Consider the following 12,399-nt stretch of genomic DNA (forward strand, 5'->3'; position numbering starts at 1 on the left):
ATGGCTTGCTGGAGGGTATCGATGACACGGACGTTACTGCTTCTACTCTGTTTGCTGATGACATTCCCGGCCCAGGCGCGGCTGAGTGGGCTTGGTGGCAACCTGCCGCCTACCATCAAACACCGTGACTTGGCCGAGATTCGAAAGAGTGGCGAACTGCGAGTGCTGGTCAATCAGAGCCGGAACAGTTCTGGGCAGATCCGGGGACAGGCCATAGGTGTCGAGTACCAGAGGCTGAGGGCATTCGACCAGTTCCTCAATCGTGGCTCCGGTGATGGTCACGAGCTGCGTCTAAAAATCATCCCCAAGCCCAAGGACCAACTGATAGCCGCCTTGCAGAAGGGCGAGGGGGATCTGGTGGCCCCAGGAGAGCTACTGGATGCCCACCCTGGCCTCGGCATCAGCGCCAGTGTTCCTGCTCGGAGCAATGTGGTGCTGGTCGTGGTGGGTAATCGGAAGAACAGAAATTTCAAACGCTTGGAGGAGATGTCCGGGCGTACCCTGACGTTGCCGGTGGGCAGCGCCGTAAGTGATGCGTTGCGCGAGATCAATCAGAAGCTGCACCGGGATGGCAGGCCGCCCATAGCGGTTGAGTGGGCGGATTCGAGCCTGGCGGTAGAGGATGTACTAGAGATGGTGCAGGCGGGCATCTATCCATGGACCGCCGTCGAACTGCCGATCGCCGAGCGTTGGCAGAAGGTGATGCCCGGGCTGCGCATCGATCGCCATCTCGTGGTGGGCAAAAAAGGGGATATGAGCTGGTTTGTGCGCAGCGACTCGCCGATGCTGCGAGCCAGGATCGATCGATTTTTCGCCGACTATCGGGTACCTGCCGATCAGGATTCTGCCTTTCAGCGTTTCTACCGGCGCTCCTACAAGGTGCGCAATCCGATGTCCACCATGGATCGCCAGCGTCTGGAGAAAGTTCGTAGCGTGCTGCAGAAGCACGGCGAAGCACAAGGCGTGGATTGGCTGCACCTGGCTGCTGTGGCGTACAAGGAGTCGACCCTCAATCCGGCCGCCCGGGGTGCCTCCGGGGCTACCGGCCTGATGCAGATCACCCCTGCGGCGGCTCGCAGCGTAGGGGTCGGCAGTATTCAAGGGCTGGAAGGCAACGTGCATGCGGCCTCTCTCTATATGGCGCGTTTGCGCCGGGAGTTCTTCGCCAGCAAGCAGATTGAAGAGTCGGAGAGAATGGCCTTCGTCCTCGCGGCCTACAACCTTGGCCCCCAGAGGGTGCAAAGCCTGCGGGCGGAGGCGAGGCGGCGAGGGTTGAACCCCAATCGCTGGTTTTTCCAGGTCGAGCGAGTGGCCATGGAGCAACTCGGTATGGGAGCCGTCAGTTACGTGAACAGCGTGAACAAGTACTTCCTGGCCTATGACCGGGAGCGGCTCCGGCTCGATCCTCGTTCACAAAAACTCAGTGCCAATAAATTATCTAAAAATTAGATTTTAATTGTCGCTAATTTGCGCTTTTTGTATCTAATTATTCGAATAAGATGTGCCTCACTTAACTGAACTTCAACACAAGGAACTGGCACACATGAACAAGCTGATCAACACCCTGATGCCCACTCGCGCTGGCTACGGTATTACCCTGCTGCGCGTAATCGCTGGTCTGACTTTCGCCGCTCATGGTTCCCAGAAGCTGTTCGGCTGGTTCGGTGGGTACGGACTGGAGGGAGTAGGGCAGTGGATGGAGAGCATAGGTATCACCCCGGGCTACCTGATGGCGGCACTGGCGGGTAGTGCGGAGTTCTTCGGCGGCCTGGCCCTGGTTATCGGGCTGCTGGTGCGCCCGGCGGCGGCTGTACTGGTGTTCACCATGGTTATCGCTGCGGCAACGGTACACTGGGCCAATGGCTTCTTCATCACCAACAACGGATTCGAGTACGCGATGATTCTGGGAGTGATCGGAGCGGTGTTGGTTGTCGAGGGTGCAGGCCGACTCTCTGCTGATCGGGCCATCGCTCGCTGATCCGCCTCGCAAAAGAAAAAGCCCCGCCTAGTGCGGGGCTTTTTCTTTTTGGGTCCCAGATTTCAGACGATCACGCCCTGGCTGCGCAGGTAGTCGTCGTAGCTACCACTGAAGTCGGTAACGCCGGTTTCCGACAGCTCGATGATGCGGGTCGCCAGGGAGCCGACGAACTCGCGGTCGTGGCTGACGAAGATCAGCGTGCCAGGGTAGTTCTCCAGCGCCAGGTTGAGCGCCTCAATGGATTCCATGTCGAGGTGGTTGGTCGGTTCGTCCATCACCAGCACGTTGGGTTTCTGACAGGCCAGCTTGCCGAACAGCATGCGGCCCTGCTCGCCACCGGAGAGAACCTTGACCGACTTCTGGATCTCGTCAGAGGAGAACAGCATGCGCCCCAGGGCTGCGCGGATGTTCTGTTCGCCAGTGGTCCACTGGCCCATCCATTCGAACAGGGTGTCGTCGGCCTCGAAATCGTGGGCGTGGTCCTGGGCGTAGTAACCAACTTCGGCGCTGTCGGTCCACTTCACGTTGCCGGTATCCGGGGTGAGTTCGCCCACGAGGGTGCGTAGCAGGGTGGTCTTGCCGATGCCGTTGGGGCCGATGATGGCTACGCGCTCGCCGGCTTCGATCTGGAAACCGAAATTCTTGAACAGCACCTTGTCGTCGAAGGCCTTGGACACCTTCTCGATGGTGACTGCCTGGCGGTGCAGCTTCTTGTTCTGGTCGAAGCGGATGAACGGGCTGACGCGGCTGGATGGCTTGACCTCTTCCAGCTGGATCTTGTCGATCTGCTTGGCGCGGCTGGTGGCCTGCTTGGCCTTGGAGGCGTTGGCCGAGAAGCGGCTGACGAAGGTCTGCAGCTCGGCGATCTGTGCCTTCTTCTTGGCGTTGTCGGACAGCAGGCGCTCGCGAGCCTGGGTCGAGGCGGTCATGTATTCGTCGTAGTTGCCCGGGAAGAGGCGCAGCTCGCCGTAGTCCAGGTCGGCCATGTGAGTGCAGACCGAGTTCAGGAAGTGACGGTCGTGGGAAATGATGATCATGGTGCTGTTGCGTTGCACCAAGATGTTTTCCAGCCAGCGGATGGTGTTGATGTCCAGGTGGTTGGTCGGCTCGTCGAGCAGTAGCACTTCCGGATCGGAGAACAGCGCTTGGGCCAGCAGCACGCGCAGCTTCCAGCCAGGAGCCACTTCGCTCATCGGACCGAAGTGCTGTTCCAGCGGGATGCCCAGGCCGAGCAGCAGCTCGCCGGCTCGGGATTCGGCGGTGTAGCCGTCCATCTCGGCGAACTCGCCCTCGAGCTCACCGACCTTCATGCCGTCTTCTTCGCTCATCTCCGGCAGCGAGTAGATGCGGTCTCGCTCGGCCTTGACCTTCCACAGCTCCTCGTGCCCCATGATCACGGTGTCGATCACGGTGAATTCTTCGTAAGCGAACTGATCCTGACGCAGCTTGCCCAGGCGCACGTTCGGCTCCAGCATCACCTGGCCAGCGGAGGGTTCCAGATCACTGCCGAGGATCTTCATGAAGGTCGACTTGCCGCAGCCGTTGGCGCCGATCAGGCCGTAGCGGTTACCGCTGCCGAACTTGACGGAAACGTTCTCGAACAGCGGCTTGGCGCCGAACTGCATGGTGATATTTGCGGTGGAAATCAAGAGGCTCTATCTCGCGGGTTTCAGAGGGTTGCGTTTATGCCTGGGGCACTTTTGGGGCAAAAGTTAGTTTTTCCATCTCTGCCCAGTCGCTCGCGCCATCGAGCCATCGTGCGTATCGAGTCAGCAGAATCTGAATCGAATGGCCGAGCTGCTTTGCGATGAATGCGGGCATCATGCCGGCCATCAGGCACATCGTTGCGTAAGTGTGGCGCGCATTGTACGGGGGCCGGTAACGAATACCCAGCGCCTTTAGGGTTGGCCGCCACTGATGGTGCAGGTCACTCGTCTGCTGAATGAACTCCGCGCCTTTGCTCGGGGGGAAGCAGTAGGGGAACTCGGTCACTCTGCCTTTCCCCTTAGCGCGCCGCTCTACATAGGCCTTGGCGACCTGCAGAGCATGAATCGAGCGGTCATTGAGCAGCACGTAGCGATTCTTTTTGGTCTTGGTCCGCTCCACCACTTGCTTCTTCGCGACCGTCCGACAGGCGTGCACCATCCGCTTCTCGAAGTTGACCTCCTCCCAGCGCAGCGCCGTGATTTCTCCAAGGCGCATACCGGAGTAGAAGGCGAATTCGAAGAAGGCGGCGTAGATCTGGCTCGGCCAATGCTCCGTGGCGTATAGCTTCTCAATGATCAGATCGGCTTCCGCCAGGGTGAATGGGTCGACCTTGGCGTCCGTACGCTCTGGGATGTCCAGGCCCTCCATGGGATTCTCCGTGATCAGCTTGTCGGCGACCGCCGAGTCCATGATGGTGCTCAGCTTCGACATGGCATTGGCTTTCACGCCGTCGGAGGTCCAAGGGATCCGCACCACCAACTCGCGCATGAAGGCCGGTGACATGGCATGCAGGGGTGTCGTCGCCAGGTATGGCATCCACCAGACATTCAGCGTCGACTTGTAGTTGTCGCGGGTGCCCTCCGTGATCGATCGACTATCGAGCCAGACCTGTGCAAAAGGACCGAAGGCACGGGACACGCTGTAAGCAGCGTTGGGGGAGGTAGGGAAGAGCTCGGCGTACTTCTGTTCATTGAACACGCCGAGCCTGATCATCTGGGCTACCTGATCACGTAGACGGGCGGCAGCTGCGATGCCCGCTTGCGTGGTGGGATAGGTGAGGGTTTCGGAGCAGCGCTTACCGTTCCATTTGAAGCGGACGCGGAGGGTGTCGCCCCGCAGTTCAACGCCTCGGGGGAGGCCCACAGGCTTTCTTGCCACTCGTCGTATCTCCTGACGCTATACCAAATACGGCTGCCGACCTTTTTCCACACGCTCGCGGGGATCTGCCCGCGGGCGCGCCTGGCCTCCAGCGCTCTGGGGGTAATGCCGAGGCGCGCGGCCATTTGTTTCTCTGTCACCTTGTCCGGCGGCTGCACGATCTCTGCTGCAGACATAGGGCTACCTCCGCCGGCATCGGCCGGCTGTGAATGATGTTTGCGATGGGGTGAGACTGCGAGGCCCGTTTAGGGCCCTGCAGGTGGAGCGGGCGTTGTGCACCGTAGGCAGGTGCAGAGGCCAATGCGTGCGCCGGAGGTGCGGCAGTAGGTCGGGGCGTTCAAGGCATCACCCGCTTGAACTCTACGACCCAGACCCAGGGATTCGCGGCCCATGAATTGGCGCCGTTGATGCTGCTCCATAGGGCCTGGAATGACTCCTTGTAAGTCAGGTTCATGCAGTCACACGCTGGAGCGCCATCACTGTCGTACGGGCTTTGGCAGTACGGCACGCATCCCTGAGTACCCTCGGCTTCGGCCTGATCCTCGCTGATGTCCTGCAGGCGCTCGACGCGCACTGCGGTGATCTCCAGCAGGATGCGGCAGACCCAGCGAGGCATGTGGATGGACGGTTTGTATCCCACGCCCTTACGGCCAACGTCGTGCGGGCGGTCGGCGCGGTAATGAATCGCGGCGAATTTCTCGTCGCCGTAGACGGCAAACGTCTCGCGAACCCACAGCCTGTCGCCGGGCTGGCCATAGGGGCAGGCGCGGTCAATCACATGCTGTGGCTCGTGCTCCAGCACCAGGGCTCCGGGCGCGTAGATATTGCCCAGGTCAGGGTGCTTGACCGGCTTGGCCACCCGCCGCGTGACCGTCTTCCGGCCCTCGATGATGGCGCGGACCATCGGGCCGCTGAACAGGATCGGGCGCTCAGTCATGGCCTGGCTCCCCGAGCTTGGTCGCGCCGCATGCGCAGCGATATACGCCGCGTTTGCTGATTCGGATGGTTCGAGGTCCGCCGCTCTGGGTGATGCGGTTGTGGGCAAACTTCCACTTGTGGCGCTTGCCGAGCTTGCATGGTTTCACTTCAGTCATGGCTGCCGCCCTCGCTGTCGATGCCCAGGGGCTGCTCAGGTAGTGGCCGCAGGAGTCGTAGCAGCCCGCTATCGACCGGGATCGGTATGTCGAAATCCAACTGCCATGGCAGGGCGCCTTCGCGTCGGCGCACGGCCAGCAGCAGAGTGTTGAGGTTGCAGCCCTTGCCGATGGTCATGCCGCCCGGCAGTCGGACCTGGCACGGCAGTTTCCACTCGGCAGCGGCATCAGCGAGTGCGTGGGCGTTGCTGTTCTCCAGAGCAGAGCCGGGGTAACCGCCGTGCTCGTCGTACTGCTGGTGCCATTCGTGGTTCTCCTGCAGTGCGGCTGCCAGTACGGAGATACGGGCCTTCAGCCGCTGCACGCAGCTATGGCCACCGTCCTGGCCATGGGCCCAGGTGTAGAAGCACTCCGGGCAGATGTGGTGAGTCGGATTAACAGGCATAGGGAATCCTTACCGCCGGCGTGGCCGGCAGTTGGGTAGTAGGGGAAGGGGGTTAGGAGGATTGGTGTTCTACGGGCTGCGGCGCGAGTGCCCCGCGGAGGATGACCACCACGCTGCGCGCGGACTCAGCATCAGCCCCGTCGCTACCATCGTCGAACACCGCAGCACGCTCGATGGCTGTGTTCGCGGCAGTGCGCAGTGCCTCCAACTGGTTGCGCAGGCCATCGACTATTGCCTGCATGTGGCCGGCGACAGCGGCGTCTTTGTCCAGCAGCTTCTGCTGGCGCTCCAGCATGTCAGCAGCTTCTTTGACGAACAGATCGCCGTCTTCGCCGCGCAGGGCAGCGACCAAATCAGTGGGCATGGGGATACCTCGCCAGTGGCGTGAAGTAGGAGAGTTGGGATAGGGTCAAGCGAAGCGGCAGAGGCCGAACTAGCAAGGAGCTAAGTGTGGATAGCCTGTTGTTTAAAACTTCCTTCCATAAAGAACATGTGCCGAGTTACAGGTGCCCCTGCTGTCAAGCCGCTACTATGTCCGCGGTTGATATGCATGTCACATCAACTGAGGCTAGCACGAAGGATATGAAAGAGTATTGGTGGGATCCTACGTATGTGGTTCATGTATTCAGACTCTCCTTAAAGTGCTCAGCCTGTGAGGAGTTGGTGTTTGTTCAAGGCGATGGTTATGTGGAGGAAGAGTACGAGGTCGATGGAGAGGGCGGCTGGAACAAAATATGGCATGACTATCTAAGTCCTAAGTATTTCTTCCCTCCTCTCAAATTTGTTGTCTGCCCGCCGAAAACTCCCGATGCAGTAGTCGCGCATTTGGAGTCTGCGTCGGCTCTATATTATTCCCACCCTGCGGCTTGCTGTAATAGCTTGAGAATGGCCGCAGAGGGTGTATTGACATTCCTTGGTGTTCCGGAATCTCCTGTTGGTGCCTTTGTTAGTTTGGGTACAAGAATTAAGAGTCTCGATCCTGCGTCAAACGAATATACTTTACTTGATGCTATACGCTGGCTCGGGAATGAAGGAAGTCATTCGGGATCTCGCATAACTCATAAAGACGCTGAAGATGCCTTTCAAATATTCAGCTTTCTTGTTGAGGAGTGCTTTAGCGAGCGCAGAAAGGAGATTCAAGAGCTTGCGGCAGCAATTCGTGAGCACAAGGGACCAGTGAGGAGAAGTGTTTAGATGATTGAGCATCGAGTAGAGCTGGATATAGGGAATAGATAAATCTATATAAGCTCATTCAGCGTCGACCGCGGGCACAATGACCAGGGCACTGTGAACTTCTCGTCCGAGAACTTGCAGTGCCAAGCCTGCTGATACATCTGGCCATCCACGAACTCGACACCCTCTAGAGTGAAGGCGAGGGTGGCCATTCCCCCAGGCGCACAATTCCGCCAAGGTGCGCTCGTCGCATGCCGTCACCGGCGCCCTCCGCCAAGGCCTACACTGCCGGTCCGCCCGCCTGGCCGGCAGCATCGGGATGACGGCCGGGCAGGGCGGCCCTGGTGATGAGCGGCTGGAGACGGCCGCGACACAGCGTGCAAGAATACTGTAAATGCATACAGTATTTGCAGGCTATGAATTCCTACAATCTCCCTGACTTCAAGCCAATCACCAGCGAGGAGCTGCGCCGCCTCTGGGCTGAGCAACCCTGTCCGGAGGCGCGCACGCTGGTGCTGGAAATCATGCGGTACCGGCGCCTGTTCGCCGATATCGACGGGCACTACAAGAACATTCACCAGTCCTGGCGCGACAGTGTTGGAGGCGATCTGGTCGCCCTGCACCGTCTCAAGCAGGTGATGTACTACGAGCGCAACCGTGTGCTCTGACCGGGGGCCGCTATGATCGGCTGCCCGGTGTGCTTCCAGCCGTGCGAGGACCTGTCCACCTCCGAAGGCCGCGAGGTGATCTGCCTCGGCTGCGGCCACTTCCGTGTCGACGCTGCGCTGCTGTCCCGCCTGCAAAGCCACATGTTCCAGCGCCTGTCAGCCCGCCAGCGCCTGGCAGAGAGCCGGAAACTGGTTCCGGTACCGGCGCTTACCATCGCCGATGTCGACCTGCTGCAGCCCAAGTAGCCGATATGTGACAAGCGGTGCGCTGCGCCGCTTAGATGGGTCTATGCTGGGTCTCTTGCTGCCCAGCCAGGGAACGGCTTTCCCGGCGGCCCCATTCCCAACAGGGAGGGCGCCATGATCAAGTTCCTCGCCACAAGCGTGCAGATGCTGATGGATCACCGCAACGAAGCTCAACGAGCTGTTGAGCTGTTTCTCTTCGAAATTATCCTATCGACTCCGATGAGAAGGCTGTGGGTCTGCGCCTTCTCGCCCGAGACGCTGCCGCTGCTGAATACGAATTGAGGGCGTTCGTACACCGAAAGCGGTAGTCATATATCTGCTGTGCAAGGAGGCAGCATGATCAAGATATTCAACGACACTGAATCGGCCGAAGCGATCCTGAATTATGTTCTTGAGCGCGGTATAGCAGGGCTCACGGGCGACCGCGCTACGATCCGAAAACGGCTATCTGAGATTCGCGGCCGTGCAGATTGGCAGCGGCATCCAGATATCGCTGCGGTGGCCACGGTCTACCACTTCTGGGGCGAGCTGGCGTTCATCTACAGCGGCAGACTGTTCGGCTATTTCCAGGCCAGAGAGCTTGTGATCGACGCATACGACGAGCAGTTGGCCGCACAAGGCATCTTCCCTGAAGCCTATCAGCGGGCTGAGTAGCCATGATGGCTCCAGGCATCTGGAAGCGAACTCCTTAAACCTTTGCGCGCCGTTTGCGGTCTTTTGAATACCACACTCGGAGATCGTCATGGACCCTTTCAAAGAGCGCAGTCGTCGACTGGCAAGGGCTGCAGCTGCATCGTGGAGCGAAATCGATAGCTACCTGAGCAGCGATCCTGATCTGAGCACGTCGGATGCCAAGGAGCATATGTTTCAGCTGGAGTCCGTGGCAGAGCAGGCCCACAACGACTACTTCGAGAACGCGGATGCTGAGGATGCGAAGGGGTGACGTTGCGGACCGAGCTTGCGATGTAAGCCAAGCAAGAACCCGGCCTTAGCCGGGTTTGTTGGGAGGCTGAGCGCTCAGCGAGGGTACTTCATCGGCTCGCCTTCATCGGGCCGGTTGGGTCGCTTGTTCCCAGTATCATTCGGATCGTGCCAGTCGTCTGGACGCTCCTCGTCCTGTACGTCCTCATCGCCCTCATCAGGTTCCACGTCCGGCCCTACAGGCGGCACCGGATCTTGCGGATCATTTGCCCCTTGGGTATTCGCATAGTCGGTATTGGTCATGATTCACCTCAATCGAAGCCGTGGTGGCTCCTATTGAATTGGAGGAAGGGGCGCTGAGAGCTGTTCAATGATTCGGCGGCGATATCGGACGACGAGCAGGTATGCGGATTTACTGCTCCCCCGTGAACAGACCTTCCTTCGGTTTCTTCGCCCTGCGCAGCGGTAGGCTGTGCTGACGGAAGAAGTCCCGCCGCGCATCCAGCCAGGCCTTGTAGGCCCATCCGCTGCGCTCGCTGTACGGGTAGCTCTCGTCGATTATTCGCGCGATGCCGGCGGCGTCCTTGCCGTCGGCCTGGGCCTGCTGGTGCACCGCCAGCATGTGCTGCCAGCTGGTGGCGTACCAGCTCATGCCGCGTCACCCCTGACCTGAAAGCAGGCGGAATGCTGCCGCTGCCACTCGCGGGTCTTGGCCGTCGCCAATGGCTCGGTTCCGGTCCATCCGATCGGCCATCCCATCAGGCCTTCCCAGAAATCCGGGTTCACATACAGCTTGCCGGTGGGCGTTCCACGCAATTTGTTCTTGCTGCCGCCGACTTCCTGAAATGTCCCGCCCCAGTGGCTGGATCCACGGCATGGAGTCGGCCACGACCCACGTCCGCTTGCGCTGGTGGTCGGCGCCGATGTCGTCTGATCCGAGCACACCCCATCGCGCATCAAACCCCAGTTCGGCCAGGTCCGCGAGAACTCGGCCAAGCCCTCGATGAGGCAGCTCTGCCGCGTTTTCCACGTACGCGTACCGTGGTCGAACCTCGCGAATGATGCGGGCCATTTCCACCCAAAGGCCGCTGGCTTCCCCCTCGATTCCGACTTTCTTACCTGCCCTGGTGATGTCGACGCAGGGGAAGCCGCCCGAAACCACATCAACAATGCCTTTCCACGGTCGTCCGTCGAAGGTACGAACATCATCCCAAATGGGGAACGGTGACAGGTGCCCTTCATTCTGTCGCTGCATGAGTCGTCGGGCGCGGTAGGCGTCGAGCTCCACCGCGCAGACGGTGTGCCAACCGAGCAGTTTGCCAGCGAGAATGCCTCCTCCAGCGCCTGCGAAAAGTGCCAGCTCATTCATGTGATTCCCGCGCTTAGAAACTGTCGATGTAGCTCTTAGAGGGGGTCGGCCAGTTCTTCTTGAGCGCCTCATACAGGCGCTTCACCCAGGCGTCATCTGCAGCGGCGGCACGCCCAACAAAGCCGCCCCCTGCCTGGAAGGTCTCGAAGCGAAACGCCAGGTCTTTGATGTTTCGACCGCCAATATCTGACGTGGAAATGAAGGCGACTCCCTCCTTTGTCACCCGAAGCTGAGTGTGGGTTGAGTCGTCATATGCGCCGATCAAGGCACGCACCGAGTCGAGGGTGAGAGCGCCCGGTTGAGCTAGGTTGATTGCGTTCTTCATGTTTGCTCCAGGCAGCCGCGGTCGCTGCCGGGCTGGCATTGGTTGTGGGAAATGGAGTATCAGTGGGGTACCGGCATGGGGCCGGGTACAGGGAGGGTTTATGAAGCTAATTCCGGAAACCGCTGGCGATGATTACGTAGAGCTCTCAAATGGCATGAAGGCTCGTATCGTGTGTGTCTGGCATGACATACCAAACCGGATTGTCTCCTCTTTCTCAGTTCGCCTAGTGGAGGGCGAGGATCAGCAAGTACTTAGCCCGATAGCGAAGTTCGAAGGCCTGATGACACAGGAGGAGGCCAACGAGAAGGGAACCAAGCTTGCCAACGACTGGTGCGAGAGGAATCTGAAGTAGCTTCCAGCCCACTGCTCTGCGTCGAGCACAGGGAGCGGATCAGTCCCCGCAGAAACAGTCGATGTCTTCGGATACCAGGCCGGCTGCTTCGAAGTCGAAGGCGTCCTGAGTGGCCATGCGCTCGGCGTACCAGGCCATGTGGGCGTACTTTGGGCGGTCCTGCCGGAAGACCTGACCGAACTTCTCTTCGGTGCCCGACCACCAGAGCACCCGCGATGGGTCCTCGATGATTGCCCGGTAGATTTTGTCTTCCGACTTCTTCCAGCAGAGGTCGCAGTTACCCAAGTCGGAGTCGATGCCTAAGTCGAATGGCTGCCGGCTCCAGAACTCGGCCACATCTTCTTTCGTAACGCCGGCCTCGTAAGGCGGGCAGATGCTTTCCCAGCGAGTGCCGCCCCTGGCATTGGCTGCCATCATTCGGTGGTAGCGGGCTGGTTCATCGCGCCTGATTCCCATGACGCAGTCCCATTCGTCATAGCCGAGGCTGCGCATGTGTTTCTCGCCAATCCTGATCTTGAGATAGGCGGTGCACATGTTGTTCGAGAAGTTGGGGAGGACCGGTGGCTCCTGCTTTATCTCACTGCGGTAGCGGGCGTAATAGTCGAGCATCATGTCGAATGGCTCTCCCTGCCGGCTCGCGGTATTGAAGTCCACCAGTCGGTACCAGGGTGCATCCTTTGGTTGGCCGTATTCCCGGCACCATTCCATCCAGACCACGCCCAGATTCCAGCGCTGATCCATTTCATTGATGAATACGAGCGTCTCCTCACGCTCCTTGCCGGTGTTCTGAAAGAACGTGTGCACGTCATCTGGGAGTTTGCCGCCATGAGCATCGAGGATGTCATGCGTCATTTTTCCGGAAGTGCGGCCGCCGCTGAGCCCGATCTGTGCCGGGCCAGTGATTCGATAGGGATTCATGCGTACCTCAGAGCAGGGCCAACTGCTCGCCTGGGCGCGCAGCGG

At 59.7% G+C, this 12,399-nt stretch carries 19 protein-coding genes; 9 read left to right on the forward strand and 10 right to left on the reverse strand.

What is annotated here, in order from left to right:
- Positions 1-21: 21 nt before the first annotated feature.
- A complete protein-coding gene (locus IB234_RS15030; RefSeq protein ID WP_192320049.1) occupies positions 22-1,449 on the forward strand; it encodes a transglycosylase SLT domain-containing protein in 1,428 nt (475 codons plus the stop codon).
- 94 nt (positions 1,450-1,543) lie between these two features.
- Complete coding sequence (locus IB234_RS15035; protein WP_192319250.1) at positions 1,544-1,978, forward strand: DoxX family protein; 435 nt, start codon at positions 1,544-1,546, stop codon at positions 1,976-1,978.
- A 62-nt stretch (positions 1,979-2,040) separates the two neighbouring features.
- On the opposite strand, the gene IB234_RS15040 is transcribed toward IB234_RS15035, so the two are convergent.
- From IB234_RS15040 to IB234_RS15060, 5 genes are all read right to left on the reverse strand, one after another.
- Positions 2,041-3,627, reverse strand: a complete 1,587-nt coding sequence (locus IB234_RS15040) for an ABC-F family ATPase (protein ID WP_192319253.1) — start codon at positions 3,625-3,627, stop codon at positions 2,041-2,043.
- A gap of 34 nt (positions 3,628-3,661) precedes the next feature.
- Positions 3,662-4,843, reverse strand: a complete 1,182-nt coding sequence (locus IB234_RS15045; protein WP_192319256.1) for a tyrosine-type recombinase/integrase — start codon at positions 4,841-4,843, stop codon at positions 3,662-3,664.
- Positions 4,844-5,180: 337 nt separating this feature from the next.
- Complete coding sequence (locus tag IB234_RS15050) at positions 5,181-5,780, reverse strand: hypothetical protein (RefSeq protein WP_192319259.1); 600 nt, start codon at positions 5,778-5,780, stop codon at positions 5,181-5,183.
- 149 nt (positions 5,781-5,929) lie between these two features.
- The gene (locus IB234_RS15055; RefSeq protein WP_192319262.1) at positions 5,930-6,382 is read right to left on the reverse strand and encodes a hypothetical protein; all 453 of its coding nucleotides are present in this window, start codon (positions 6,380-6,382) and stop codon (positions 5,930-5,932) included.
- A gap of 52 nt (positions 6,383-6,434) precedes the next feature.
- Positions 6,435-6,746, reverse strand: coding sequence for a hypothetical protein (locus IB234_RS15060; protein WP_192319265.1), 312 nt, complete (start codon positions 6,744-6,746; stop codon positions 6,435-6,437).
- Positions 6,747-6,832: 86 nt separating this feature from the next.
- Here IB234_RS15060 and IB234_RS15065 point away from each other — a divergent pair, with 86 nt between their 5' ends.
- The 6 genes from IB234_RS15065 to IB234_RS15090 all read left to right on the forward strand — a co-directional run bounded on the left by IB234_RS15065 (position 6,833) and on the right by IB234_RS15090 (position 9,412).
- Complete coding sequence (locus IB234_RS15065) at positions 6,833-7,576, forward strand: DUF4145 domain-containing protein (protein ID WP_192319268.1); 744 nt, start codon at positions 6,833-6,835, stop codon at positions 7,574-7,576.
- A 395-nt stretch (positions 7,577-7,971) separates the two neighbouring features.
- Entirely contained in the window at positions 7,972-8,223 is a 252-nt protein-coding gene (locus IB234_RS15070) for a hypothetical protein (RefSeq protein ID WP_192320092.1), read from the forward strand.
- A 12-nt stretch (positions 8,224-8,235) separates the two neighbouring features.
- Positions 8,236-8,469, forward strand: coding sequence for a hypothetical protein (locus IB234_RS15075; protein WP_192319271.1), 234 nt, complete (start codon positions 8,236-8,238; stop codon positions 8,467-8,469).
- A gap of 114 nt (positions 8,470-8,583) precedes the next feature.
- Positions 8,584-8,751 (forward strand): hypothetical protein, encoded by a 168-nt coding sequence (locus IB234_RS15080; protein WP_192319274.1) that lies wholly within the window; start codon positions 8,584-8,586, stop codon positions 8,749-8,751.
- Between the two features lie 54 nt (positions 8,752-8,805).
- Positions 8,806-9,123: a hypothetical protein gene (locus tag IB234_RS15085; RefSeq protein WP_192319278.1), complete on the forward strand. Its 318-nt coding sequence runs from the start codon at positions 8,806-8,808 to the stop codon at positions 9,121-9,123.
- Positions 9,124-9,211: 88 nt separating this feature from the next.
- Entirely contained in the window at positions 9,212-9,412 is a 201-nt protein-coding gene (locus IB234_RS15090) for a hypothetical protein (protein WP_192319281.1), read from the forward strand.
- 74 nt (positions 9,413-9,486) lie between these two features.
- Here IB234_RS15090 and IB234_RS15095 read toward each other — a convergent pair whose 3' ends face one another.
- From IB234_RS15095 to IB234_RS15110, 4 genes are all read right to left on the reverse strand, one after another.
- Positions 9,487-9,693: a hypothetical protein gene (locus IB234_RS15095; RefSeq protein ID WP_192319284.1), complete on the reverse strand. Its 207-nt coding sequence runs from the start codon at positions 9,691-9,693 to the stop codon at positions 9,487-9,489.
- 109 nt (positions 9,694-9,802) lie between these two features.
- Positions 9,803-10,042 carry a hypothetical protein gene (locus tag IB234_RS15100; RefSeq protein WP_192319287.1) on the reverse strand — a complete coding sequence of 80 codons (240 nt, stop codon included), beginning with the start codon at positions 10,040-10,042 and terminating at the stop codon, positions 9,803-9,805.
- A gap of 6 nt (positions 10,043-10,048) precedes the next feature.
- Positions 10,049-10,759: a DNA cytosine methyltransferase gene (locus IB234_RS15105; RefSeq protein ID WP_192319290.1), complete on the reverse strand. Its 711-nt coding sequence runs from the start codon at positions 10,757-10,759 to the stop codon at positions 10,049-10,051.
- A gap of 13 nt (positions 10,760-10,772) precedes the next feature.
- Entirely contained in the window at positions 10,773-11,084 is a 312-nt protein-coding gene (locus IB234_RS15110; RefSeq protein ID WP_192319292.1) for a hypothetical protein, read from the reverse strand.
- Between the two features lie 100 nt (positions 11,085-11,184).
- Here IB234_RS15110 and IB234_RS15115 point away from each other — a divergent pair, with 100 nt between their 5' ends.
- Entirely contained in the window at positions 11,185-11,436 is a 252-nt protein-coding gene (locus IB234_RS15115; RefSeq protein ID WP_192319294.1) for a hypothetical protein, read from the forward strand.
- A 39-nt stretch (positions 11,437-11,475) separates the two neighbouring features.
- Here IB234_RS15115 and IB234_RS15120 read toward each other — a convergent pair whose 3' ends face one another.
- Positions 11,476-12,354, reverse strand: a complete 879-nt coding sequence (locus IB234_RS15120; RefSeq protein WP_192319297.1) for a hypothetical protein — start codon at positions 12,352-12,354, stop codon at positions 11,476-11,478.
- Between the last annotated feature and the right edge of the window lie 45 nt (positions 12,355-12,399).

The sequence above is a fragment of the Pseudomonas sp. PDM16 genome (assembly GCF_014851865.1).
GTDB lineage: Bacteria > Pseudomonadota > Gammaproteobacteria > Pseudomonadales > Pseudomonadaceae > Aquipseudomonas.